The sequence below is a fragment of the Isoptericola nanjingensis genome, from assembly GCF_050311635.1.
Taxonomy (GTDB): domain Bacteria; phylum Actinomycetota; class Actinomycetes; order Actinomycetales; family Cellulomonadaceae; genus Isoptericola; species Isoptericola nanjingensis.
The window spans coordinates 71,165-92,756 of sequence record NZ_JBNOZL010000006.1 but is presented as its reverse complement, the minus strand read 5'-3'; the positions used below and the strand labels follow the sequence as shown (position 1 = coordinate 92,756).

The following is a 21,592-nucleotide window of genomic DNA, read 5'->3' as shown; positions in this document are numbered from 1 at the left end:
CGCATCCCGCTGTCAGCCCAGAACGTTCTCGCTCGGGCCGGCTGCCGGAGGCGTCGCCGTCCTGAGCGCACAGGTACCCCGGGAAGATCGCTCGGACCGTCCGTGAGGGCGGGGGAGCTGAGCTGATCCGGGCCATCGAGCCGGTGGTAAGTGGCGTTGCGGTCCGTGAGGGCCGCGGGTGCCGCATGCGATCGGCACGCACCAGCCAGACAGACCACCGTCGAGGGCCGCCCGGCCCTCGTGAGCTCGAGAAGACGACGGAGACGTAGTGCCTACGATCCAGCAGCTCGTCCGCAAGGGCCGGTCCACGAAGGCCGTGGCGTCGAAGACGCCGGCCCTCAAGGACTCGCCCCAGCGGCGCGGCGTGTGCACCCGCGTGTACACCACCACCCCCAAGAAGCCGAACTCCGCGCTCCGCAAGGTCGCGCGCGTCAAGCTGTCCTCGGGTACCGAGGTCACGGCGTACATCCCCGGTGTCGGCCACAACCTGCAGGAGCACTCGATCGTGCTCGTCCGCGGCGGCCGTGTGAAGGACCTCCCGGGTGTCCGCTACAAGATCGTGCGCGGCGCGCTCGACACGCAGGGCGTGAAGAACCGCAAGCAGGCCCGCAGCAAGTACGGCGCGAAGAAGGAGAAGGCCTGATGCCTCGCAAGGGTCCGGCCCCCAAGCGGCCGCTCATCGTCGACCCCGTCTACGGGTCGCCCGTCGTCACGCAGCTGATCAACAAGGTCCTGCTCGACGGCAAGAAGTCCACCGCCGAGGCGATCGTCTACGGCGCCCTCGAGGGCGTCCGTGCCAAGACGGACCAGGACCCGGTCGTCGTGCTCAAGCGCGCGCTGGAGAACGTCCGCCCGGCCCTCGAGGTCCGCTCCCGCCGTGTCGGTGGCGCCACCTACCAGGTGCCGGTCGAGGTGCGCCCCGTGCGTTCCACGACGCTCGCGCTGCGCTGGCTCACGGACTTCTCGCGCGCCCGCCGCGAGAAGACGATGACCGAGCGCCTCATGAACGAGATCCTCGACGCCTCCAACGGCCTCGGTGCCGCCGTGAAGCGCCGCGAGGACATGCACAAGATGGCCGACTCGAACAAGGCCTTCGCGCACTACCGCTGGTGATGCGCACGGACGGCCCCGGGTGACCCCCGGGGCCGTCCGAGGATCCGGAACCGGCCGGCAGCCGGCCCTCCGGCCCGGCTTCCGACCTTCCACCGACAAGGGGTAAGACACCGTGGCACTCGACGTGCTGACCGACCTGAACAAGGTCCGCAACATCGGCATCATGGCCCACATCGATGCCGGCAAGACCACCACCACCGAGCGCATCCTGTTCTACACCGGTGTGAACTACAAGATCGGTGAGACGCACGACGGTGCGTCGACGATGGACTGGATGGAGCAGGAGCAGGAGCGCGGCATCACGATCACGTCCGCCGCGACGACCTGCTACTGGAAGAACAACCAGATCAACATCATCGACACCCCGGGTCACGTGGACTTCACCGTCGAGGTCGAGCGCTCGCTGCGCGTGCTCGACGGTGCCGTCGCGGTGTTCGACGGCAAGGAGGGCGTGGAGCCCCAGTCGGAGACCGTGTGGCGCCAGGCCGACAAGTACGACGTGCCGCGCATCTGCTTCGTCAACAAGATGGACAAGCTCGGCGCCGACTTCTACTTCACGGTCGACACCATCATCAACCGCCTCAAGGCGAAGCCGCTGGTCATCCAGCTGCCGATCGGCGCCGAGAACGACTTCGAGGGCGTCGTCGACCTGCTCGAGATGAAGGCGCTCACCTGGCGCGGCGACACCAAGATGGGTGAGGAGTACGCGGTCGAGGACATCCCGGCCGACCTCGTCGAGAAGGCCGAGCAGTACCGGGCCGAGCTCGTCGAGGCCGTCGCCGAGGCCGACGACGAGCTGCTCGAGAAGTTCCTCGGTGGCGAGGAGCTCTCGGTCGCCGAGATCAAGTCCGGCATCCGCAAGCTCGTCATCCGGTCCGAGGCCTTCCCGGTCCTGTGCGGCTCGGCGTTCAAGAACAAGGGCGTGCAGCCCATGCTCGACGCCGTGATCGACTACCTGCCGACCCCGCTCGACGTCCCGGCCGTCCAGGGCCACGACGTCAAGGACGCGGAGAAGATCATCGAGCGTCGTCCGGACGAGGCGGAGCCGTTCTCGGCCCTCGCGTTCAAGGTCGCCACGCACCCGTTCTTCGGCAAGCTCACCTACGTCCGCGTCTACTCGGGCAAGGTCGCGCAGGGCGCTCAGGTCCAGAACTCGACCAAGGGCAAGAAGGAGCGCATCGGGAAGCTCTTCCAGATGCACTCCAACAAGGAGAACCCGGTCGAAGAGGCGCACGCCGGGCACATCTACGCCTTCATCGGGCTCAAGGACGTCACCACCGGTGACACGCTCTGCGACCCGGCGAACCCGGTCATCCTCGAGTCGATGACCTTCCCGGAGCCGGTCATCGACGTGGCCATCGAGCCGAAGACGAAGGCCGACCAGGAGAAGCTCTCCACGGCGATCCAGAAGCTCGCCCAGGAGGACCCGACCTTCCGCGTCAAGCTGGACGAGGAGACCGGCCAGACCGTCATCGGCGGCATGGGCGAGCTCCACCTCGACATCCTCGTCGACCGTATGCGTCGCGAGTTCAAGGTCGAGGCGAACGTCGGCAAGCCGCAGGTCGCGTACCGCGAGACGATCCGCCGTACCGCGGAGAAGATCGACTACACGCACAAGAAGCAGACCGGTGGCTCGGGCCAGTTCGCCAAGGTCCAGGTGACCTTCGAGCCGCTCGAGACGACGGAGGGCGAGCTCTACGAGTTCGCCAACGCCGTCACCGGTGGTCGTATCCCGCGCGAGTACATCCCGTCCGTGGACGCCGGTATCCAGTCGGCGATGCAGCAGGGCGTGCTGGCCGGGTTCCCCGTGGTGGGGGTCAAGGCCACGCTGCTCGACGGCGCCTACCACGACGTCGACTCCTCGGAGATGGCGTTCAAGATCGCCGGCTCGATGGTCTTCAAGGAGGGCATCAAGCGGGCCGACCCGGTCATCCTCGAGCCCGTGATGGCCGTCGAGGTCCGGACGCCCGAGGAGTACATGGGCGACGTGATCGGCGACATCAACTCGCGTCGTGGGATGATCCAGTCCATGGAGGACGCGACCGGTGTCAAGGTCGTGCGCGCCCAGGTACCGTTGAGCGAGATGTTCGGGTACATCGGTGACCTGCGTTCCAAGACGCAGGGCCGTGCCGTGTACTCGATGCAGTTCGACAGCTACGCCGAGGTTCCTCGCAACGTTGCTGACGAGATCATCAAGAAGACCCGGGGCGAGTGAGTCCCCACAGGTCGACGACCAGCACAACCATCAACCTGTAGGAAACCCCCGTCGCCCCGCGGGATGTAGGCTCTCTCGCCGAGTCTCGCAACGTTCGGGAACATCTACCCAAGTCCCAGGAGGACCCCAGTGGCTAAGGCCAAGTTCGAGCGGACCAAGCCGCACGTCAACATCGGCACGATCGGGCACGTCGACCACGGCAAGACGACGCTGACCGCCGCGATCTCGAAGACGCTTGCGGACACGTACCCCGACCTGCCGGCGAACACGCAGCGCAACTTCGACGAGATCGACGCCGCGCCGGAGGAGAAGCAGCGCGGTATCACGATCAACATCGCGCACATCGAGTACGAGACGCCCAAGCGTCACTACGCGCACGTCGATGCTCCGGGTCACGCCGACTACATCAAGAACATGATCACCGGTGCCGCCCAGATGGACGGCGCGATCCTGGTGGTCGCGGCGACCGACGGCCCGATGGCCCAGACGCGCGAGCACGTGCTGCTGGCCCGCCAGGTGGGCGTCCCCTACCTGCTGGTCGCGCTCAACAAGGCCGACATGGTCGACGACGAGGAGATCCTCGAGCTCGTCGAGATGGAGGTCCGCGAGCTGCTGTCGTCGCAGGAGTTCGACGGCGACAACGCGCCCGTCGTCCGCGTCTCCGGCCTCAAGGCCCTCGAGGGTGACCCCGAGTGGACCAAGCGGGTCCTGGAGCTCATGGAGGCCGTGGACGAGAACGTCCCCGACCCCGTGCGCGAGCTCGACAAGCCGTTCCTCATGCCGATCGAGGACGTCTTCACCATCACCGGCCGCGGCACCGTCGTGACCGGCAAGGTGGAGCGTGGCACGCTCGACGTCAACTCCGAGGTCGAGATCGTCGGTATCCGCGAGCCGCAGAAGACCACGGTCACCGGTATCGAGACGTTCCACAAGCAGATGGACCAGGCTCAGGCCGGCGACAACACCGGTCTGCTCCTGCGCGGCATCAAGCGCGAGGACGTCGAGCGCGGCCAGGTCGTCGTGAAGCCGGGTTCGATCACCCCGCACACGGACTTCGAGGCGCAGGTCTACATCCTGGGCAAGGACGAGGGTGGGCGTCACAACCCGTTCTACTCGAACTACCGTCCGCAGTTCTACTTCCGCACCACCGACGTCACCGGCGTCATCACGCTGCCCGAGGGCACCGAGATGGTCATGCCCGGCGACAACACCGAGATGACGGTCGCGCTGATCCAGCCGATCGCCATGGAGGAGGGCCTCGGCTTCGCCATCCGTGAGGGTGGCCGCACCGTCGGCTCCGGCCGGGTCACCAAGATCATCAAGTGATCTGCTGATCCTCGGCTGATCGCCTGAGCAGGAGGCCCGGGCCCGACAGGGTCCGGGCCTCCTGCGCGCCCGGGCGCGTGCCGCCCCGAGGTGCGGTGCGTCCGGCGTCACAGCGGTCGAACCCCGTTCCGGCTTGGAATCACGGGGCTCCCTGTGGCAAGATGTTCAGGTTGCCTGTCACGGGCGCGTTCTTTCTCGTGTCGAACAGTGTGTAGCACCACGGTGCGTGTGCCGGTCCGGATCTCCGGAACGGTCCTCGTCGCCTGGAGCGGATCCCCTCCCGGAGAGGGGTCGCGGGGTTGCCGGCTGTCGACGCGCTAGAGCGCCCCGCGGGACACATGTCTCGACAGGCCAGACAAACGTCGTGGTCCGCCTCGCGGACCACAATCAACGGCCCCACGCCGGTTCGGTGTGCGCCCGGGTACGTCGCCTAGCGCGACACGCCCGAGCGCGGGGGTCGGACAGTAGCGGTTCGAGAGAGAGAGTCAGACGACGCCATGGCGGGACAGAAGATCCGCATCCGGCTCAAGTCCTACGACCACGAGGTCATCGACAGCTCGGCGCGCAAGATCGTCGACACGGTGACGCGCGCTGGTGCGACGGTCGTGGGTCCGGTGCCGCTGCCGACGGAGAAGAACGTCTTCACCGTCATCCGGTCGCCTCACAAGTACAAGGACAGCCGCGAGCACTTCGAGATGCGCACGCACAAGCGGCTCATCGACATCATCGATCCCACGCCGAAGGCCGTCGACTCGCTCATGCGGATCGACCTGCCTGCCGACGTGAACATCGAGATCAAGCTCTGAGGCTGGGATAGATATGACCAACCAGCAGAAGAACGTGACCGCGGTGCTCGGCACCAAGCTCGGCATGACGCAGCTGTGGGACGACGCCGGTCGTCTGGTCCCCGTCACCGTCGTGGCCGTCCCGACCAACGTCGTGACGCAGGTCCGCTCCGCGGACGCCGACGGCTACGCGGCCGTGCAGCTCGCCGCCGGCCAGATCGACCCGCGCAAGGTCACCAAGCCGCTCAAGGGCCACTTCGAGAAGGCCGGCGTCACGCCGCGTCGTCACGTCGCCGAGGTCCGCACCGAGGACGCCGCCGAGTTCACGCTCGGCCAGGAGATCACCGCCGAGGCCTTCGAGGCCGGTGCCGTGGTCGACGTCGTCGGTACCACCAAGGGCAAGGGCACCGCCGGTGTCATGAAGCGCCACGGCTTCTCCGGCGTCGGCGCCTCCCACGGTGCTCACCGCAACCACCGCAAGGCCGGCTCGATCGGCGGCGCCTCGACGCCGTCGCGCGTGTTCAAGGGTCTGCGGATGGCCGGTCGCATGGGCCACGAGCGCATGACCGTCCAGAACCTGACCGTCCACGCGGTCGACGCCGAGAAGGGTCTGCTGCTCGTCAAGGGCGCGGTTCCCGGCCCCAAGGGTGGCGTCGTCGTCGTGCGTACCGCTGCGAAGGGTGCGTGACCCCATGGCCAACCAGACCGTCGACGTGCTCGACGCCCAGGGCAAGAAGGCCGGCACCGCCGAGCTTCCCGCCGAGGTGTTCGACACCGTCACCAACGTCCCGCTGATCCACCAGGTGGTCGTGGCGCAGCGCGCCGCCGCCCGCCAGGGGACGCACGCCACCAAGACCCGCGGCGAGGTCCGCGGTGGTGGCAGGAAGCCGTACAAGCAGAAGGGCACCGGCCGCGCCCGTCAGGGTTCGACCCGCGCCCCGCAGTTCGCCGGCGGTGGCACCGTCCACGGCCCGCAGCCGCGCAAGTACGACCAGCGGACCCCGAAGAAGATGAAGGCCGCCGCGCTCCGTGGCGCCCTCTCCGACCGGGCTCGCGCCGGCCGCGTCCACGTGGTCTCCGGCTTCGGCCTCGACGGTGCGCCGTCGACCCGGACCGCCGTCAAGACGATCGCGGCGCTCACCGAGCGCACGCACGTCCTCGTGGTCACCGAGCGCTCGGACGAGCTGACGATCCTGTCGCTCCGCAACGTCGAGCAGGTCCACCTGCTGACCGCGGACCAGCTCAACACCTACGACGTGCTCGTCTCCGACGACGTCGTCTTCACCGAGGGCGCGCTCGCCGCGTTCCTCGCCGGCCCGGCCACGGGCAAGAGCGTGAAGGCTGTCGCCACGGAGTCCGAGGCGGCCGAGACCGAGGAGGCCACCAAGTGACCGCCGTGACGAAGGACCCGCGCGACATCCTGATCGCGCCGGTCGTCTCCGAGAAGTCCTACAACCTCCTCGACGAGGGCAAGTACACCTTCGTCGTGGACCCGCGGGCCAACAAGACCGAGATCAAGATCGCGGTCGAGCAGGTCTTCGGCGTCAAGGTCGACTCGGTCAACACGATCAACCGCAAGGGCAAGGCGCGTCGCACGCGCTTCGGCCTGGGCAAGCGCAAGGACACGAAGCGCGCGATCGTGACCCTCCGTGAGGGCACGATCGACATCTTCGGCGGTCCGGCTTCCTGAGGCGCAGAGAGCAGATCGAGGACTAACCCATGGGAATCCGTAAGTACAAGCCGACGACGCCCGGACGCCGCGGCTCCAGCGTCGCCGACTTCGTCGAGATCACGCGCTCGCAGCCGGAGAAGTCTCTGGTCCGTCCGCTGTCCAAGACGGGTGGGCGCAACAACTCCGGTCGCATCACGACCCGTCACAAGGGCGGTGGCCACAAGCGTGCCTACCGCGTGATCGACTTCCGTCGCCACGACAAGGACGGCGTGCCCGCCAAGGTCGCGCACATCGAGTACGACCCGAACCGCACGGCTCGGATCGCGCTCCTGCACTACGCGGACGGCACGAAGCGCTACATCGTGGCGCCGAACAAGCTGTCGCAGGGCGACGTCGTCGAGGCCGGTGCCGGCGCCGACATCAAGCCCGGCAACAACCTGCCGCTGCGCAACATCCCGACCGGTACGGTCATCCACGCCGTCGAGCTCCGCCCCGGTGGCGGCGCGAAGATCGCCCGCTCCGCGGGTGCCTCCGTGCAGCTCGTCGCGAAGGACGGCCCGTACGCGCAGCTGCGCATGCCGTCCGGCGAGATCCGCAACGTCGACCTGCGCTGCCGCGCCACGGTCGGCGAGGTGGGCAACGCCGAGCAGTCGAACATCAACTGGGGCAAGGCCGGCCGCAAGCGGTGGAAGGGCGTCCGCCCGACCGTCCGTGGCGTCGTCATGAACCCGGTCGACCACCCGCACGGTGGTGGTGAGGGCAAGACCTCCGGTGGTCGCCACCCGGTCAGCCCGTGGGGCCAGCCCGAGGGCCGGACCCGCCGCCCGAACAAGCCGAGCGACAAGCTGATCGTCCGCCGTCGCCGCACCGGCAAGAAGCGCTGAAAAGGAGCCTGACAGATGCCTCGTAGCCTGAAGAAGGGCCCCTTCGTCGACGACCACCTGCAGAAGAAGGTGGACGCTCAGAACGAGAAGGGGACCAAGAACGTCATCAAGACCTGGTCCCGTCGGTCGGTCATCACGCCCGACTTCCTCGGTCACACCTTCGCCGTGCACGACGGCCGGAAGCACACCCCGGTCTTCGTCACCGAGGCGATGGTCGGCCACAAGCTCGGCGAGTTCGCTCCCACGCGAACCTTCCGCGGCCACGTGAAGGACGACAAGAAGGGCCGTCGCCGCTGACCCCCGGGTCAGCCGGACGACAGGCCCCGACGGTCTGAGAAAAGGAAGCAGGACAGCAATGGAAGCCAAGGCGCAGGCGCGGTTCGTCCGTGTCACGCCCCAGAAGGCCCGGCGCGTCGTGGACCTCATCCGTGGCAAGCAGGCCGCCGAGGCCGTCGCGGTGCTGAAGTTCGCGCCGCAGGCGGCGAGCGAGCCGATCCGCAAGGTTGTGGAGAGCGCCGTCGCGAACGCCCGGGTGAAGGCCGACCGCGCCAGCGAGCGTTTCGACGAGACGGAGCTCTTCGTCTCGGCGGCGTTCGTCGACGAGGGGCCGACGCTCAAGCGGTTCCGTCCGCGGGCGCAGGGGCGTGCGAGCCAGATCCTCAAGCGCACCAGCCACATCACCGTGGTCGTCGCACCGCGTGAGCAGAAGGAAGGGGCCCGATAGTGGGGCAGAAGGTTCACCCGCACGGGTACCGCCTCGGCATCACCACCGACCACCGGTCGCGCTGGTTCGCCGACAGCACCAAGCCTGGTCAGCGGTACCGCGACTACGTCCGCGAGGACGTGGCGATCCGCAAGCTCATGAGCACCGGTCTCGAGCGGGCCGGCATCTCCAAGGTCGAGGTCGAGCGCACCCGCGACCGCGTCCGCGTGGACATCCACACGGCGCGTCCGGGCATCGTCATCGGTCGCCGGGGTGCCGAGGCCGACCGCATCCGCGGCGAGCTCGAGAAGCTCACGGGCAAGCAGGTCCAGCTCAACATCCTCGAGGTCAAGAACGCGGAGATCGACGCGCAGCTGGTCGCGCAGGGCATCGCCGAGCAGCTCGCGAGCCGCGTCTCGTTCCGCCGCGCCATGCGCAAGGGCATCCAGTCCGCGCAGCGCGCCGGTGCCAAGGGCATCCGTGTGCAGGTCTCGGGTCGTCTCGGCGGCGCCGAGATGAGCCGTTCGGAGTTCTACCGCGAGGGTCGTGTGCCGCTGCACACGCTGCGCGCGAACATCGACTACGGCTTCTTCGAGGCCCGCACCACCTTCGGCCGTATCGGCGTGAAGGTGTGGATCTACAAGGGCGACATGACCGAGAAGGAGTTCGCCGCGCAGCAGGCGACTGCCGCCCCCCGCGGGGGTCGTGGTGGTCGTCCGGAGCGTGGGGAGCGCCGTGGTGGCGGTCGTCGCCCCGAGCGTCAGGCCCAGCCGGCCGCCGAGAGCGCCCCCGCGTCCGACGCGGCCCCGGAGCAGGCTGCGGCCCCCGAGTCCGGAACGGAGGCCTGAGTCATGCTGATCCCCCGCAGGCTCAAGCACCGCAAGCAGCACCACCCGAAGCGCTCCGGCGCGGCCAAGGGTGGCACCACGATCGCGTTCGGCGACTACGGCATCCAGGCTCTCGAGCCCGCCTACGTCACCAACCGCCAGATCGAGGCTGCTCGTATCGCGATGACCCGCCACATCAAGCGTGGCGGCAAGGTCTGGATCAACATCTACCCGGACCGTCCCCTGACCAAGAAGCCCGCCGAGACCCGCATGGGTTCCGGCAAGGGCTCGCCCGAGTGGTGGGTCGCCAACGTCAAGCCCGGCCGCATCGTCTTCGAGCTGGCCGGTGTCGACGAGGAGCTGGCCCGTGAGGCCATGCGCCGCGCGATCCACAAGCTCCCGATGAAGTGCCGTTTCGTGGTGCGCGAGGGTGGTGCGAACTGATGGCAGTCGGAACCAAGGGCATGGCCCCCGCTGACCTCGACGGGTTCGACGACGAGAAGCTGGTCGCCGAGCTGAAGAAGGCCAAGGAGGAGCTCTTCAACCTCCGTTTCCAGTCGGCCACCGGCCAGCTGGAGTCCCACGGTCGGATCAAGGCCGTCAAGCGCGACATCGCGCGGATCTACACGGTCCTGCACGAGCGCGAGCTCGGTATCCGCACGGCCCCGAGCGTGAGTGAGTGAGGCATCGATGAGCGAGAACACCAACGCGGTGGCCGCTGAGACGACCGAGCGCAGCACGCGCAAGGTCCGTCGTGGCTACGTCGTCAGCGACAAGATGGAGAAGACCATCGTCGTCGAGGTCGAGGACCGCAAGAAGCACCCCCTGTACGGCAAGGTCCTGCGCACCACCACCAAGGTGAAGGCGCACGACGAGCAGAACTCCGCCGGTATCGGCGACCTGGTCGAGATCATGGAGACCCGTCCGCTGTCCGCGACCAAGCGGTGGCGCCTGACGGAGATCCTCGAGAAGGCCAAGTGATCCAGAAGGTCTTCTGACCTTCGGCCGGGGCAGGCCGTGACACACGTATGCGGCCCGCCCCGGCCACCACAGCAACTATCCGTTCGGCAAGGCTCGCCCGGGACAGCCTGGGACGAGAACCGGCTCGACGACAGGAGATCAATCGATGATCCAGCAGGAGTCGCGACTTCGGGTCGCCGACAACACGGGTGCCAAGGAGATCCTCTGCATCCGTGTTCTCGGTGGATCCGGCCGTCGCTACGCCGGTATCGGCGACACGATCGTCGCCACCGTCAAGGACGCGATCCCCGGCGGCAACGTGAAGAAGGGCGACGTGGTCAAGGCCGTCATCGTCCGGACCGCCAAGGAGCGCCGTCGTCCCGACGGTTCCTACATCAAGTTCGACGAGAACGCCGCCGTGATCCTCAAGAACGACGGTGAGCCCCGTGGCACCCGCATCTTCGGCCCGGTCGGGCGCGAGCTGCGCGACAAGCGGTTCATGAAGATCATCTCGCTGGCGCCGGAGGTGCTCTGACCATGGCGAAGATCAAGAAGGGCGACCAGGTGATCGTCATCGCCGGTCGCGACAAGGGCAAGACGGGCCGCGTGCTCGAGGTCCTCAAGGACTCCGACCGCATCGTGGTCGAGGGCGTGCAGCGTGTCACCAAGCACGTCAAGGCCGGCCAGACGGCTCGCGGCACCCGCACGGGTGGCATCGAGACCGTCGAGGCGCCGATCCACGTCTCGAACGTGATGGTCGTCGACCCGGAGACCAAGAAGGGCACGCGCGTCGGGTTCCGTACCGAGCAGGTCGAGCGCGACGGCCGTACCCGCACCGTCCGCGTGCGCGTCGCCAAGCGTTCCGGGAAGGACATCTGATGACCGAGACCACTCTCGAGGCCCCGGCCACCCCGCGCCTCAAGCAGAAGTACCGCGAGGAGATCATCGCGGCGCTGCGCGAGGAGTTCGGCCACCAGAACATCCAGCAGGTCGCCGGTCTGACCAAGATCGTCGTCAACATGGGTGTCGGTGACGCCGCCAAGGACTCCAAGCTCATCGAGGGCGCGATCCGCGACCTCACGGCGATCACGGGGCAGAAGCCCCAGGTGACCCGGGCCAAGAAGTCCATCGCGCAGTTCAAGCTGCGCGAGGGCATGCCGATCGGTGCGCACGTCACGCTGCGCGGCGACCGGATGTGGGAGTTCCTCGACCGGCTGCTGTCGATCGCGCTGCCCCGTATCCGCGACTTCCGCGGGCTGAGCCCGAAGCAGTTCGACGGGCACGGCAACTACACCTTCGGTCTCACGGAGCAGTCGATGTTCCACGAGATCGACCAGGACAAGATCGACCGCGTCCGCGGCATGGACATCACGGTCGTGACCACGGCGACGACCGATGACGAGGGCCGCTCCCTGCTGCGCCGTCTCGGCTTCCCCTTCAAGGAGAACTGACATGGCGAAGAAGGCCCTGATCAACAAGGCGAACGCCAAGCCGAAGTTCGCCGTCCGCGCCTACACCCGGTGCCAGCGCTGCGGCCGTCCGCACTCGGTCTACCGCAAGTTCGGCCTGTGCCGGATCTGCCTGCGGGAGATGGCCCACCGCGGCGAGCTCCCCGGCGTCACCAAGAGCAGCTGGTAAAACCACTACGCCGCAGGTCCGGGCGGTGCGCACGCACTGACTGGATACCCCGGCGAGGAAGGGCTGGAGCCCAATGACCATGACAGACCCCATCGCAGACATGCTCACGCGTCTGCGTAACGCGAACTCGGCGCACCACGAGACGGTCACCATGCCGCACTCGAAGCTGAAGTCGAACATCGCGGAGATCCTGCAGGCGCAGGGGTACATCACCGGCTGGAGCGTCGAGGACGCGAAGGTCGGCAAGTCCCTCACCCTGACCCTCAAGTACGGCCCGAGCCGCGAGCGCGCCCTCACCGGCGTCCGCCGCGTGTCGAAGCCCGGCCTCCGCGTCTACGCGAAGTCCACCAACCTGCCCCAGGTCCTCGGCGGCCTCGGCGTGGCGATCCTGTCCACGTCCTCCGGCCTGCTGACCGACCGCCAGGCCCAGGCCAAGGGCGTCGGCGGCGAAGTCCTCGCCTACGTCTGGTAATCCGGAAAGGAGATATCGCCATGTCTCGAATCGGCAAGCTCCCCGTTCCGGTCCCGGCCGGCGTGGACGTCACCATCAGCGGTGCGCTCGTGACCATCAAGGGCCCCAAGGGGACCCTGGAGCACGCGGTGCCCGCCCCCATCACGGTCGCCCAGGACGACGGCTCCCTCGTGGTGTCGCGCCCGGACGACGAGCGTGAGTCCCGTGCGCTGCACGGCCTCACCCGCACCCTCCTGGCCAACATCGTCACCGGTGTGACCCAGGGCTACGAGAAGAAGCTCGAGATCGTCGGTACCGGGTACCGCGTCGCGGCCAAGGGGCAGAGCCTGGAGTTCGCTCTCGGCTTCTCGCACCCGGTCACCGTGACCGCGCCCGAGGGCATCACCTTCGCGGTGGAGAGCCCGACCAAGTTCTCGGTCGCGGGCATCGACAAGCAGCAGGTCGGCGAGGTCGCAGCGAACATCCGCAAGATCCGCAAGCCCGAGCCTTACAAGGGCAAGGGCGTGCGCTACGCCGGCGAGGTCGTCCGCCGCAAGGTCGGAAAGGCTGGTAAGTGATGGCTCTCAAGGTTCTGGGCAAGGGCAAGGCCGTCGCTCGTCAGCGCCGTCACCTGCGCCTGCGCAAGAAGATCAAGGGCACCGCGGCGCGTCCGCGCCTCGTCGTGACCCGCTCCTCGCGCCACATGGTGGCGCAGATCGTCGACGACACGGTCGGCAAGACCGTCGCCTCGGCCTCGACCCTCGAGGCCGACCTGCGTGCCCTCGACGGCGACAAGACGGCGAAGGCCCGCAAGGTCGGCGAGCTCGTCGCCGCGCGTGCCAAGGCCGCCGGCGTCGAGACCGTGGTCTTCGACCGCGGTGGCAACAAGTACCACGGTCGGGTGGCTGCGGTCGCCGACGGCGCCCGGGAAGCGGGGCTGGAGCTGTGATGGCCGACGTCCGCGATTTCGCACGGAAGATGAGGATCCTCTGATGGCTGCAGGGCAGCGCACCGGCGCCCCCCAGGGCGCCAACGAGTCCAACAAGAACGACGGCCGCCGCGGCGGCGGTCGCCGCGACGACCGCCGTGGCGGTGGCCGCGACGCCGCCGACAAGAACGCCTTCGTCGAGCGCGTGGTGACGATCAACCGCGTCTCGAAGGTCGTCAAGGGTGGTCGCCGCTTCAGCTTCACCGCGCTGGTCGTGGTGGGCGACGGCGACGGCACCGTCGGTGTCGGCTACGGCAAGGCCAAGGAGGTGCCCGCGGCGATCGCCAAGGGTGTCGAGGAGGCGAAGAAGAACTTCTTCCGCGTCCCGCGCATCCAGGGCACCATCCCGCACCCCGTCCAGGGTGAGGAGGCCGCCGGCGTCGTGTTCCTGCGTCCGGCCTCGCCGGGTACCGGTGTGATCGCCGGTGGTCCGGTGCGCGCCGTGCTGGAGTGCGCCGGCATCCACGACGTGCTGAGCAAGTCGCTCGGCTCGTCCAACTCGATCAACATCGTGCACGCCACCGTCGCGGCCCTCAAGGGCCTCGAGGAGCCGGCTGCCGTGGCCGCCCGCCGTGGTCTGCCGCTCGAGGACGTGGCCCCGGCCGCGCTCCTGCGTGCGCAGGCCGCCGGGCTCGCCGAGAAGGCGGCCAAGGCTGACGAGAAGGTGGGTGCGTGATGCCTCGACTGAAGGTCACCCAGGTCAAGTCCGCCATCGGCGGCAAGCAGAACCAGCGTGACACGCTGCGGACCCTCGGCCTCAAGCGGATCGGCGACACCGCCGTGAAGGAGGACCGTCCGGAGATCCGTGGCATGGTCACCACGGTGGCGCACCTCGTCACCGTCGAGGAGGTCGAGTGATCATGGCGGACAACACCGAGAAGGCGGGTCAGCCGCTCAAGGTCCACCACCTGCGTCCGGCCCCCGGCGCCAAGACCGCCAAGACCCGCGTGGGTCGTGGTGAGGCGTCGAAGGGCAAGACGGCGGGTCGCGGTACCAAGGGTACGAAGGCTCGCTACCAGGTTCCCGCCGGCTTCGAGGGTGGGCAGATGCCTCTGCACATGCGCCTCCCGAAGCTGCGCGGGTTCAAGAACCCGTTCCGCGTCGAGTACCAGGTCGTCAACCTGGACAAGCTCGCCGCGCTGTACCCCGAGGGTGGCTCCGTCACCGTCGAGGGCCTCGTCGCCAAGGGCGCGGTCCGCAAGGGTCAGCCGGTGAAGGTGCTCGGCAACGGCGAGATCACCGTCAAGCTGGACGTCACGGTCGACCGCGTCTCCGGCTCCGCCAAGGACAAGATCCTGGCGGCCGGCGGCACGGTCTCCGAGGACTGACATCCGCAACAGGGCCGGCGGCGCACACGCGCTGCCGGCCCTGTGTGCTCCCGGCGTGCTCCGGCAGGCCAGCCCTCCGCGACGGCGTGTGGTCTGGCTCACTGGTCCGGGGCACGTAGAATCCGTCACGGTCCGCGCCACGCACCTGATCCGGGTGACGGCGAGGCCGGGGTCTCCCCGGTCGGACCTTGACCGAGTCGGCGTGACGGCGGCGTGGCCCAACGGCCGCGGTGTCGGGAGCTCGCGCCACACCTCGCCGGTCCCCGGCGACACGACAACCCGCCGCGGCGGGCCAGGAGGATAGGTGCTCAGCGCATTCGGCCGGGCTTTCCGGACACCGGACCTGCGGCGCAAGCTGCTGTTCACGATCGCGATCATGGCGCTCTTCCGGGTGGGGTCGCTCGTGCCCACACCCGGCGTCGACTACGGCAACGTGCAACAGTGCGTCGCGGCCCTCGAGGGCAGCACCTCGCTGCTCGGTCTCGTCAACGTCTTCAGCGGCGGTGCCCTGCTCCAGCTGTCGATCTTCGCGCTCGGCATCATGCCGTACATCACCGCGAGCATCATCGTGCAGCTGCTGCGCGTGGTCATCCCTCGGTTCGAGGCCCTGCACAAGGAGGGCCAGTCGGGCCAGGCGAAGCTGACGCAGTACACGCGCTACCTGACGATCGCCCTCGCGATCCTGCAGTCGACGACGATCATCACGACCGCCCGCACCGGGATGCTCTTCCAGGGCTGCCCCGTCGACGTGATCACGGACGACAGCTTCGTGACGGCCACGCTGATGGTCATCACGATGACGGCCGGTACCGGCCTGGTCATGTGGCTCGGCGAGATGATCACCGAGCGCGGCGTCGGCAACGGCATGTCCCTGCTGATCTTCACGTCGATCGCCGCGAGCTTCCCGTCGGCGCTCTGGTCGATCGCCGGCGGCTCGAACGGCCCCCTGAACTTCATCGTGATGATCCTCGTCATCGTGCTCGTCGTCGGGCTGGTCGTCTTCGTCGAGCAGTCGCAGCGCCGCATCCCGGTGCAGTACGCGAAGCGCATGGTGGGACGCCGCATGTACGGCGGCACCAGCACCTACATCCCGATCAAGATCAACATGGCCGGCGTCATCCCGGTCATCTTCGCGGCGTCGATCCTCGCCATCCCCGGGCTGATCGCCCAGTTCGGCGAGCCGACCGCGGGCTGGGTGCTCTGGATCTCGGAGAACCTGGTCCAGCAGTCCGACCCGCTGTACATCGTGCTGTACGTGCTGATGGTCATCTTCTTCGCGTTCTTCTACACGTCGATCACGTTCAACCCGGACGAGGTCGCGGACAACATGAAGAAGTACGGCGGCTTCATCCCGGGCATCCGCGCCGGCCGGCCCACGGCCGAGTACCTCGACTACGTGATCACCCGCATCACCTCCGCGGGCTCGATCTACCTGGCGATCGTGGCGCTCATCCCCACGATCGTGCTCGTGGTGCTGGGAGTCACCACGAACATCCCGTTCGGCGGCACGTCGATCCTCATCATCGTGGGCGTCGGGCTCGAGACCGTGAAGCAGATCGACTCCCAGCTCCAGCAGCGTCATTACGAAGGGTTCCTCCGTTGACCGAGACGAACGAAGGCGGCCCCGCCGCTGCCACGCCGACCACCCGCCGCGAGCTCCACGGTGCCCCCAGCGCCGAGGCGCGGGTGACGCGCCTGGTGATCATGGGGCCGCAGGGGGCGGGCAAGGGCACGCAGGCCGCGCGCCTCGCCGAGCTGTTCAGCATCCCCGCCATCTCGACGGGCGACATCTTCCGCGCCAACATCAAGGGCGGCACGGAGCTCGGCAAGCTCGCGCAGGAGTACAGCGCCAAGGGCGAGCTCGTCCCGGACGAGGTCACCGACCAGATGGTGCGCTCGCGCCTCGGCGAGGACGACGTGAAGGCCGGGTTCCTGCTCGACGGCTACCCGCGCAACGCGCACCAGGTCGAGGCGCTCGACGGCATCCTGGCCGACCTCGGCTGGGAGCTGGACGGCGTCATCGAGCTCACCGCCGCGCGGGACGAGCTCCTGTCGCGGATCGCCAAGCGCGCCGAGATCGAGGGCCGCGAGGACGACACCCCGGAGGCGATCGCGCGCCGGCTCGACATCTACGACGAGCAGACCGCGCCGCTGACCGCCGCGTACTCCGAGCGGGGCATCCTCGCGAAGGTGGACGGCATCGGCGACGTCTCCGAGGTCACCGAGCGCATCGTCCAGGCGCTGGCCGCCGAGCTCGGCTGAGGCTCGCCACGCCATGATCTTCGGTTCGCGCGAGCGCATCGAGCTCAAGACGCCGGACCAGGTGCGCGTCATGCGGCGCGCCGGCCTGGTCGTCGCGTCGACGCTCGACGCGGTGCGCGCGGCGGCCCGCCCGGGCCTCACGACGGCGGACCTCGACGCGGTCGCGGCGCGGTTCATCGCGGACGCGGGAGCGACGCCGTCGTTCCTCGGCTACGAGGGCTACCCCGCGACGATCTGCGTCTCCGTCTCCGAGGAGGTCATCCACGGCATCCCCGGCACCCGCGTGCTCGAGGTCGGTGACGTCGTGTCGATCGACTGCGGCGCGATCGTGGACGGCTGGCACGGCGACTCCGCGATCAGCTTCGTGCTGGGCCCGGACGGCGCGCTGGACGTCGAGGGCGCGACGGCGGTCGACGGCGTCGACGCGGCGGACCTCGACCTCGTCCGCGCCACGCGGACGGCCATGTGGGCGGGGATCGCGGCGCTGGCGGGTGGCAGGCGGCTCGGCGACGTCGGGACGGCCGTCGAGGCGGCCGTCGAGCTCGCCGGGGGCGTCTCCGGCGTCGATTACGGGATCGTCGAGGACTACGTCGGTCACGGCATCGGCACGGCGATGCACCAGCCGCCCGACGTCGTGAACTTCCGCACCTCGGACCGTGGTCCTCGGCTCCGCCCCGGCATGTGCCTCGCCATCGAGCCGATGGTCACGCGGGGGAGCGGGGCGACCCGGGTCCTCGCGGACGACTGGACGGTCGTGACGCAGGACGGCTCCCGCGCCGCGCACTGGGAGCACAGCGTCGCCCTCCTCGACGACGGCATCAGCGTGCTGACGGCCGCCGACGGCGGGCGTGCGGGGCTCGCCCCGTTCGAGGTCGTGCCCGTGCCCCTCGACGCGTGACCGACGAAGGCGTGTGACCGACGACCGTCCACCCACGTTCGCAGCTGCTGGAACCATGGAGTACGATGGTCTGTCGGGTGTAGTCCGTTCGGCAGTTCCTCGAGATGCAGGCGCGAGTTGGTGGCGCTGCAGACCAGCACCGGCTCGACGTCACGTCGACCGGTCGGGACGAGGGTGAGCAGGCGGCACGCACGACATCCGGACCTCCGTCACGTTGCTGACGGGCGCCCGGGGACAGACGAGAGTTAGCGGAGGACATGGCAAAGAAGGACGGCGTCATCGAGATCGAGGGCAGCGTGGTCGAGGCCCTGCCGAACGCGATGTTCCGTGTGGAGCTGGCGAACGGCCACAAGGTCCTCGCGCACATCTCGGGCAAGATGCGTCAGCACTACATCCGGATCCTCCCGGAGGACCGCGTCGTGGTCGAGCTCAGCCCGTACGACCTGTCCCGCGGTCGGATCGTCTACCGCTACAAGTAACCACCACCCCATCGAGCGCCGTCGTGGCGCCGGCACCCGCCGGCGTGCGTACGGCGGCGGAGGAACCACTGATGAAGGTCAAGCCGAGCGTCAAGAAGATCTGCGACAAGTGCAAGGTGATCCGCCGGCACGGTCGCGTCATGGTGATCTGCGAGAACCTGCGCCACAAGCAGCGCCAGGGCTGATCGCAGCCACCTGCTGACGGCACGCGCTCGCCGTCGGACACAGCGCACCACCACGAACCTCGACGCCGCTCTCTCGGGAGCGGGGCTCCTCACGGGGCGGTCGAGGGGAACCTCCGGTCCAGGGGCCGGGGCCCGCGGTCTTCGCGGGAGGGCGGTGCGGCAGACCTCTGGAAGAAGTACAGGAGCCGGAAGGCACATGGCACGTCTGATCGGCGTCGACCTCCCCCGCGAGAAGCGGCTCGAGGTTGCGCTCACCTACATCTACGGCGTCGGCCGTACCCGCGCCCAGCAGACGCTGGCCGCTACCGGGATCAACCCGGACCTGCGGGTCAAGGACCTCGGCGACGACCAGCTCGTCGCGCTCCGCGACTACCTGGAGGGCAACTTCCAGCTCGAGGGCGACCTGCGCCGCGAGGTCGCCGCCGACATCCGCCGCAAGGTCGAGATCGGCACCTACCAGGGCCTGCGTCACCGCCGCGGCCTCCCGGTGCGCGGTCAGCGCACCAAGACCAACGCGCGTACCCGCAAGGGTCCGAAGCGCACCGTGGCGGGCAAGAAGAAGGCCCGCTGATAGCAGTCCGTGGTGCGGTCGGCTCCCCGAGCTGAACCGCCCCGGTCCGATCAGACCAGGAGATCAGAGAACACATGCCTCCCAAGACTCGTGCCACGGCCGCGCGCAAGCCGCGCCGCAAGGACAAGAAGAACGTCCCGCTCGGCCAGGCGCACATCAAGAGCACCTTCAACAACACGATCGTCTCGATCACCGACCCGTCGGGCGCCGTGATCTCGTGGGCGTCCGCCGGCCACGTCGGCTTCAAGGGCTCCCGCAAGTCCACGCCGTACGCCGCGCAGCTCGCCGCCGAGTCGGCCGCCCGCCGCGCCCAGGAGCACGGTGTCAAGAAGGTCGACGTCTTCGTCAAGGGCCCGGGTTCCGGTCGTGAGACCGCGATCCGCTCCCTGCAGGCGACCGGCCTCGAGGTCGGCTCGATCCAGGACGTGACGCCCCAGGCGCACAACGGCTGCCGTCCCCCGAAGCGCCGCCGCGTCTGACCCTCCCGACGTCGTCGGGCCCCGGGGCCGAGGGATCGGCCCCGGGCTCGTACGACGCCGCAGCCTGCCCGGGCGGGTGGACCGAGTCCCACCCGGGGCCGCGAGTACTCGCGGATCCGTGATGCGTCATATGGCGGACGCACACTGAAAGGACCTGACCGTGCTGATCGCACAGCGCCCCTCCCTGACCGAAGAGGTCATCTCGGAGTACCGTTCGCGCTTCTCCATCGAGCCGCTCGAGCCTGGCTTCGGCTACACGCTCGGCAACTCCCTGCGCCGGACCCTCCTGTCGTCCATCCCGGGCGCGGCCGTCACCTCCATCCGCATCGACGGAGTGCTCCACGAGTTCTCCACCGTGCCGGGTGTGAAGGAGGACGTCACCGAGATCATCCTCAACATCAAGAACCTCGTCGTCTCCTCGGAGAACGACGAGCCCGTCGTGATGTACCTGCGCAAGACGGGTGCGGGCGTGGTCACCGCCGCGGACATCGTGCCGCCGGCGGGCGTCGAGGTGCACAACCCGGACCTGCACGTCGCCACGCTCAACGACAAGGGCAAGCTCGAGATCGAGCTCACCGTCGAGCGCGGTCGTGGCTACGTGTCCGCGGCGCAGAACAAGAACGACGAGGCCGAGATCGGTCGGATCCCCGTCGACTCGATCTACTCGCCGGTCCTCAAGGTCACCTACAAGGTCGAGGCCACGCGTGTCGAGCAGCGCACGGACTTCGACAAGCTGATCGTCGACGTCGAGACGAAGGCCGCGATCGCCCCCCGCGACGCGCTCGCCTCGGCCGGCAAGACGCTCGTCGAGCTGTTCGGTCTCGCCCGCGAGCTGAACGTCGAGGCCGAGGGCATCGAGATCGGCCCGTCGCCGACGGACTCCGCGCTGGCCGCGGACCTGGCGCTGCCGATCGAGGAGCTCAACCTCACGATCCGCTCGTACAACTGCCTCAAGCGCGAGGGCATCCACCAGGTGGGTGAGCTCGTGGCTCGCAGCGAGGCCGACCTGCTCGACATCCGGAACTTCGGCGCGAAGTCCATCAACGAGGTCAAGGAGAAGCTCGCCGAGCTGGGCCTCTCGCTGAAGGACTCGCCCCTCGACTTCGACCCGTCCAGCTCCGCGTACTTCAGCGGCGGGGACGACGAGGCCACGTACTCGGACGAGCAGTCGTACTGACGTCTCCGCGCCCGCAGCAGCCCGCTCGACCTGACCGGGCCGCGCGGTGCGGAACCACCCTCAAGGAGAACCAGAAATGCCTACCCCCACCAAGGGTCCGCGGCTCGGTGGCAGCCCGGCTCACGAGCGACTGATCCTCGCGAACCTGTCGACGTCGCTCTTCGAGCACGGCCGCATCACGACCACGGAGACGAAGGCGAAGCGCCTGCGCCCCCTGGCCGAGCGCCTCATCACCTTCGCGAAGCGCGGCGACCTGCACGCCCGTCGCCGGGTGCTGACCGTCGTCCGCGACAAGTCCGTGGTGCACACGCTGTTCACCGAGATCGCCCCGGCCATGGCCGAGCGCAACGGTGGCTACACGCGCATCACCAAGATCGGCAACCGCAAGGGCGACAACGCCCCCATGGCGGTCATCGAGCTCGTCACCGAGCCGGTGAGCCCGAAGCAGGCCGTCGTCAAGGAGGCCACGAAGGCCGCCGAGAAGGCTGCCAAGGTCGAGGACGAGAAGCCCGCCAAGGACGAGGCCGCCGTCGAGGAGGCCACCGAGGCTCCGGCCGAGGCGCCCGCCGAGGACAAGGCTGACGAGAAGGCCGAGGAGGAGACGAAGGAGGCCTGACCTCCCGCGTCCCCCGCGACCACGACGAGGCCCCG

Annotated in this window: 34 protein-coding genes; all 34 read left to right on the top strand. The window is 68.6% G+C overall.

Features of this window, described 5'->3' with window-relative positions:
* The first annotated feature begins 268 nt into the window (after positions 1-268).
* The 34 genes from rpsL to rplQ all read left to right on the top strand — a co-directional run bounded on the left by rpsL (position 269) and on the right by rplQ (position 21,557).
* Positions 269-643, top strand: a complete 375-nt coding sequence (rpsL, locus tag ACQP6G_RS13040) for a 30S ribosomal protein S12 (RefSeq protein WP_416342463.1) — start codon at positions 269-271, stop codon at positions 641-643.
* A complete protein-coding gene (gene rpsG / locus ACQP6G_RS13035) occupies positions 643-1,113 on the top strand; it encodes a 30S ribosomal protein S7 (RefSeq protein ID WP_429764774.1) in 471 nt (156 codons plus the stop codon). Before rpsL ends, rpsG begins: the two co-directional genes overlap by 1 nt.
* A gap of 112 nt (positions 1,114-1,225) precedes the next feature.
* Positions 1,226-3,328, top strand: coding sequence for an elongation factor G (fusA, locus tag ACQP6G_RS13030; protein ID WP_429764772.1), 2,103 nt, complete (start codon positions 1,226-1,228; stop codon positions 3,326-3,328).
* 129 nt (positions 3,329-3,457) lie between these two features.
* Positions 3,458-4,654: an elongation factor Tu gene (gene tuf, locus ACQP6G_RS13025; RefSeq protein WP_429764770.1), complete on the top strand. Its 1,197-nt coding sequence runs from the start codon at positions 3,458-3,460 to the stop codon at positions 4,652-4,654.
* Between the two features lie 497 nt (positions 4,655-5,151).
* Positions 5,152-5,460 (top strand): 30S ribosomal protein S10, encoded by a 309-nt coding sequence (gene rpsJ, locus ACQP6G_RS13020; protein ID WP_013837837.1) that lies wholly within the window; start codon positions 5,152-5,154, stop codon positions 5,458-5,460.
* A gap of 13 nt (positions 5,461-5,473) precedes the next feature.
* Positions 5,474-6,127 carry a 50S ribosomal protein L3 gene (rplC, locus tag ACQP6G_RS13015; protein WP_429764768.1) on the top strand — a complete coding sequence of 218 codons (654 nt, stop codon included), beginning with the start codon at positions 5,474-5,476 and terminating at the stop codon, positions 6,125-6,127.
* 4 nt (positions 6,128-6,131) lie between these two features.
* Positions 6,132-6,830, top strand: a complete 699-nt coding sequence (gene rplD / locus ACQP6G_RS13010) for a 50S ribosomal protein L4 (RefSeq protein ID WP_429764766.1) — start codon at positions 6,132-6,134, stop codon at positions 6,828-6,830.
* Positions 6,827-7,129 carry a 50S ribosomal protein L23 gene (rplW, locus tag ACQP6G_RS13005; RefSeq protein WP_079572420.1) on the top strand — a complete coding sequence of 101 codons (303 nt, stop codon included), beginning with the start codon at positions 6,827-6,829 and terminating at the stop codon, positions 7,127-7,129. Before rplD ends, rplW begins: the two co-directional genes overlap by 4 nt.
* Before the next feature lie 29 nt (positions 7,130-7,158).
* Positions 7,159-7,995, top strand: coding sequence for a 50S ribosomal protein L2 (gene rplB / locus ACQP6G_RS13000; protein WP_429764765.1), 837 nt, complete (start codon positions 7,159-7,161; stop codon positions 7,993-7,995).
* A gap of 15 nt (positions 7,996-8,010) precedes the next feature.
* Positions 8,011-8,292: a 30S ribosomal protein S19 gene (gene rpsS, locus ACQP6G_RS12995; RefSeq protein WP_075829208.1), complete on the top strand. Its 282-nt coding sequence runs from the start codon at positions 8,011-8,013 to the stop codon at positions 8,290-8,292.
* 58 nt (positions 8,293-8,350) lie between these two features.
* Positions 8,351-8,719 carry a 50S ribosomal protein L22 gene (rplV, locus tag ACQP6G_RS12990; RefSeq protein ID WP_079572426.1) on the top strand — a complete coding sequence of 123 codons (369 nt, stop codon included), beginning with the start codon at positions 8,351-8,353 and terminating at the stop codon, positions 8,717-8,719.
* On the top strand, positions 8,719-9,546 hold the full coding sequence (gene rpsC, locus ACQP6G_RS12985; protein ID WP_429764764.1) for a 30S ribosomal protein S3: 828 nt from the start codon (positions 8,719-8,721) through the stop codon (positions 9,544-9,546). The genes rplV and rpsC overlap by 1 nt, the downstream gene beginning before the upstream one ends.
* 3 nt (positions 9,547-9,549) lie before the next feature.
* Positions 9,550-9,969 (top strand): 50S ribosomal protein L16, encoded by a 420-nt coding sequence (gene rplP / locus ACQP6G_RS12980; protein WP_429727849.1) that lies wholly within the window; start codon positions 9,550-9,552, stop codon positions 9,967-9,969.
* Complete coding sequence (gene rpmC / locus ACQP6G_RS12975; RefSeq protein ID WP_079572432.1) at positions 9,969-10,208, top strand: 50S ribosomal protein L29; 240 nt, start codon at positions 9,969-9,971, stop codon at positions 10,206-10,208. The genes rplP and rpmC overlap by 1 nt, the downstream gene beginning before the upstream one ends.
* A gap of 7 nt (positions 10,209-10,215) precedes the next feature.
* Positions 10,216-10,506 (top strand): 30S ribosomal protein S17, encoded by a 291-nt coding sequence (gene rpsQ, locus ACQP6G_RS12970; RefSeq protein WP_429764762.1) that lies wholly within the window; start codon positions 10,216-10,218, stop codon positions 10,504-10,506.
* A gap of 145 nt (positions 10,507-10,651) precedes the next feature.
* A complete protein-coding gene (gene rplN, locus ACQP6G_RS12965) occupies positions 10,652-11,020 on the top strand; it encodes a 50S ribosomal protein L14 (protein WP_079572436.1) in 369 nt (122 codons plus the stop codon).
* A 2-nt stretch (positions 11,021-11,022) separates the two neighbouring features.
* A complete protein-coding gene (gene rplX / locus ACQP6G_RS12960; protein WP_429764760.1) occupies positions 11,023-11,364 on the top strand; it encodes a 50S ribosomal protein L24 in 342 nt (113 codons plus the stop codon).
* On the top strand, positions 11,364-11,936 hold the full coding sequence (gene rplE / locus ACQP6G_RS12955; protein ID WP_429727852.1) for a 50S ribosomal protein L5: 573 nt from the start codon (positions 11,364-11,366) through the stop codon (positions 11,934-11,936). Before rplX ends, rplE begins: the two co-directional genes overlap by 1 nt.
* Before the next feature lies 1 nt (position 11,937).
* Positions 11,938-12,123, top strand: a complete 186-nt coding sequence (locus ACQP6G_RS12950) for a type Z 30S ribosomal protein S14 (protein ID WP_013837851.1) — start codon at positions 11,938-11,940, stop codon at positions 12,121-12,123.
* Positions 12,124-12,196: 73 nt separating this feature from the next.
* A complete protein-coding gene (gene rpsH, locus ACQP6G_RS12945) occupies positions 12,197-12,595 on the top strand; it encodes a 30S ribosomal protein S8 (RefSeq protein WP_429764758.1) in 399 nt (132 codons plus the stop codon).
* Positions 12,596-12,615: 20 nt separating this feature from the next.
* A complete protein-coding gene (rplF, locus tag ACQP6G_RS12940) occupies positions 12,616-13,152 on the top strand; it encodes a 50S ribosomal protein L6 (RefSeq protein WP_429764756.1) in 537 nt (178 codons plus the stop codon).
* Positions 13,152-13,523: a 50S ribosomal protein L18 gene (gene rplR, locus ACQP6G_RS12935; RefSeq protein ID WP_429764754.1), complete on the top strand. Its 372-nt coding sequence runs from the start codon at positions 13,152-13,154 to the stop codon at positions 13,521-13,523. The genes rplF and rplR overlap by 1 nt, the downstream gene beginning before the upstream one ends.
* A gap of 43 nt (positions 13,524-13,566) precedes the next feature.
* Positions 13,567-14,238: a 30S ribosomal protein S5 gene (rpsE, locus tag ACQP6G_RS12930; RefSeq protein WP_380244182.1), complete on the top strand. Its 672-nt coding sequence runs from the start codon at positions 13,567-13,569 to the stop codon at positions 14,236-14,238.
* Positions 14,238-14,420 (top strand): 50S ribosomal protein L30, encoded by a 183-nt coding sequence (rpmD, locus tag ACQP6G_RS12925; protein WP_079573239.1) that lies wholly within the window; start codon positions 14,238-14,240, stop codon positions 14,418-14,420. The genes rpsE and rpmD overlap by 1 nt, the downstream gene beginning before the upstream one ends.
* Positions 14,421-14,422: 2 nt before the next feature.
* Positions 14,423-14,890 carry a 50S ribosomal protein L15 gene (rplO, locus tag ACQP6G_RS12920; RefSeq protein WP_429764752.1) on the top strand — a complete coding sequence of 156 codons (468 nt, stop codon included), beginning with the start codon at positions 14,423-14,425 and terminating at the stop codon, positions 14,888-14,890.
* A 304-nt stretch (positions 14,891-15,194) separates the two neighbouring features.
* Complete coding sequence (gene secY / locus ACQP6G_RS12915) at positions 15,195-16,493, top strand: preprotein translocase subunit SecY (RefSeq protein WP_429764750.1); 1,299 nt, start codon at positions 15,195-15,197, stop codon at positions 16,491-16,493.
* 101 nt (positions 16,494-16,594) lie between these two features.
* Positions 16,595-17,152 (top strand): adenylate kinase, encoded by a 558-nt coding sequence (locus tag ACQP6G_RS12910; protein ID WP_429765192.1) that lies wholly within the window; start codon positions 16,595-16,597, stop codon positions 17,150-17,152.
* A 13-nt stretch (positions 17,153-17,165) separates the two neighbouring features.
* Positions 17,166-18,050, top strand: coding sequence for a type I methionyl aminopeptidase (gene map / locus ACQP6G_RS12905; protein WP_429764749.1), 885 nt, complete (start codon positions 17,166-17,168; stop codon positions 18,048-18,050).
* 257 nt (positions 18,051-18,307) lie between these two features.
* Positions 18,308-18,529 (top strand): translation initiation factor IF-1, encoded by a 222-nt coding sequence (gene infA, locus ACQP6G_RS12900; RefSeq protein WP_012867920.1) that lies wholly within the window; start codon positions 18,308-18,310, stop codon positions 18,527-18,529.
* A gap of 71 nt (positions 18,530-18,600) precedes the next feature.
* The gene (gene rpmJ / locus ACQP6G_RS12895; RefSeq protein ID WP_009740505.1) at positions 18,601-18,714 is read left to right on the top strand and encodes a 50S ribosomal protein L36; all 114 of its coding nucleotides are present in this window, start codon (positions 18,601-18,603) and stop codon (positions 18,712-18,714) included.
* A gap of 196 nt (positions 18,715-18,910) precedes the next feature.
* Positions 18,911-19,285: a 30S ribosomal protein S13 gene (gene rpsM / locus ACQP6G_RS12890; protein ID WP_380321661.1), complete on the top strand. Its 375-nt coding sequence runs from the start codon at positions 18,911-18,913 to the stop codon at positions 19,283-19,285.
* Between the two features lie 74 nt (positions 19,286-19,359).
* A complete protein-coding gene (gene rpsK / locus ACQP6G_RS12885; RefSeq protein WP_380321664.1) occupies positions 19,360-19,764 on the top strand; it encodes a 30S ribosomal protein S11 in 405 nt (134 codons plus the stop codon).
* Positions 19,765-19,924: 160 nt separating this feature from the next.
* Complete coding sequence (locus ACQP6G_RS12880; RefSeq protein ID WP_429727860.1) at positions 19,925-20,941, top strand: DNA-directed RNA polymerase subunit alpha; 1,017 nt, start codon at positions 19,925-19,927, stop codon at positions 20,939-20,941.
* Between the two features lie 76 nt (positions 20,942-21,017).
* Complete coding sequence (gene rplQ, locus ACQP6G_RS12875) at positions 21,018-21,557, top strand: 50S ribosomal protein L17 (protein WP_429764747.1); 540 nt, start codon at positions 21,018-21,020, stop codon at positions 21,555-21,557.
* The last annotated feature ends 35 nt before the right edge of the window (positions 21,558-21,592 follow it).

Bases quoted from the DNA above. Each gene is read 5' to 3' on its own strand.
- rplB (WP_429764765.1), top strand. From the start codon at position 7,159: ATGGGAATCCGTAAGTACAAGCCGACGACGCCCGGACGCCGCGGCTCC.
- rplC (WP_429764768.1), top strand. From the start codon at position 5,474: ATGACCAACCAGCAGAAGAACGTGACCGCGGTGCTCGGCACCAAGCTC.
- rpsE (WP_380244182.1), top strand. From the start codon at position 13,567: ATGGCTGCAGGGCAGCGCACCGGCGCCCCCCAGGGCGCCAACGAGTCC.
- rplV (WP_079572426.1), top strand. From the start codon at position 8,351: ATGGAAGCCAAGGCGCAGGCGCGGTTCGTCCGTGTCACGCCCCAGAAG.
- rpmC (WP_079572432.1), top strand. From the start codon at position 9,969: ATGGCAGTCGGAACCAAGGGCATGGCCCCCGCTGACCTCGACGGGTTC.
- rpsM (WP_380321661.1), top strand. From the start codon at position 18,911: ATGGCACGTCTGATCGGCGTCGACCTCCCCCGCGAGAAGCGGCTCGAG.
- rplP (WP_429727849.1), top strand. From the start codon at position 9,550: ATGCTGATCCCCCGCAGGCTCAAGCACCGCAAGCAGCACCACCCGAAG.
- ACQP6G_RS12950 (WP_013837851.1), top strand. From the start codon at position 11,938: ATGGCGAAGAAGGCCCTGATCAACAAGGCGAACGCCAAGCCGAAGTTC.
- rplD (WP_429764766.1), top strand. From the start codon at position 6,132: ATGGCCAACCAGACCGTCGACGTGCTCGACGCCCAGGGCAAGAAGGCC.
- rpsJ (WP_013837837.1), top strand. From the start codon at position 5,152: ATGGCGGGACAGAAGATCCGCATCCGGCTCAAGTCCTACGACCACGAG.
- rplF (WP_429764756.1), top strand. From the start codon at position 12,616: ATGTCTCGAATCGGCAAGCTCCCCGTTCCGGTCCCGGCCGGCGTGGAC.
- rpsG (WP_429764774.1), top strand. From the start codon at position 643: ATGCCTCGCAAGGGTCCGGCCCCCAAGCGGCCGCTCATCGTCGACCCC.
- rplO (WP_429764752.1), top strand. From the start codon at position 14,423: ATGGCGGACAACACCGAGAAGGCGGGTCAGCCGCTCAAGGTCCACCAC.
- rpsK (WP_380321664.1), top strand. From the start codon at position 19,360: ATGCCTCCCAAGACTCGTGCCACGGCCGCGCGCAAGCCGCGCCGCAAG.
- rpmD (WP_079573239.1), top strand. From the start codon at position 14,238: ATGCCTCGACTGAAGGTCACCCAGGTCAAGTCCGCCATCGGCGGCAAG.
- rpsH (WP_429764758.1), top strand. From the start codon at position 12,197: ATGACCATGACAGACCCCATCGCAGACATGCTCACGCGTCTGCGTAAC.
- map (WP_429764749.1), top strand. From the start codon at position 17,166: ATGATCTTCGGTTCGCGCGAGCGCATCGAGCTCAAGACGCCGGACCAG.
- infA (WP_012867920.1), top strand. From the start codon at position 18,308: ATGGCAAAGAAGGACGGCGTCATCGAGATCGAGGGCAGCGTGGTCGAG.
- rplQ (WP_429764747.1), top strand. From the start codon at position 21,018: ATGCCTACCCCCACCAAGGGTCCGCGGCTCGGTGGCAGCCCGGCTCAC.
- rplE (WP_429727852.1), top strand. From the start codon at position 11,364: ATGACCGAGACCACTCTCGAGGCCCCGGCCACCCCGCGCCTCAAGCAG.
- ACQP6G_RS12910 (WP_429765192.1), top strand. From the start codon at position 16,595: ATGGGGCCGCAGGGGGCGGGCAAGGGCACGCAGGCCGCGCGCCTCGCC.
- rplR (WP_429764754.1), top strand. From the start codon at position 13,152: ATGGCTCTCAAGGTTCTGGGCAAGGGCAAGGCCGTCGCTCGTCAGCGC.
- rpsS (WP_075829208.1), top strand. From the start codon at position 8,011: ATGCCTCGTAGCCTGAAGAAGGGCCCCTTCGTCGACGACCACCTGCAG.
- rpmJ (WP_009740505.1), top strand. From the start codon at position 18,601: ATGAAGGTCAAGCCGAGCGTCAAGAAGATCTGCGACAAGTGCAAGGTG.
- rplN (WP_079572436.1), top strand. From the start codon at position 10,652: ATGATCCAGCAGGAGTCGCGACTTCGGGTCGCCGACAACACGGGTGCC.
- rplX (WP_429764760.1), top strand. From the start codon at position 11,023: ATGGCGAAGATCAAGAAGGGCGACCAGGTGATCGTCATCGCCGGTCGC.
- rpsQ (WP_429764762.1), top strand. From the start codon at position 10,216: ATGAGCGAGAACACCAACGCGGTGGCCGCTGAGACGACCGAGCGCAGC.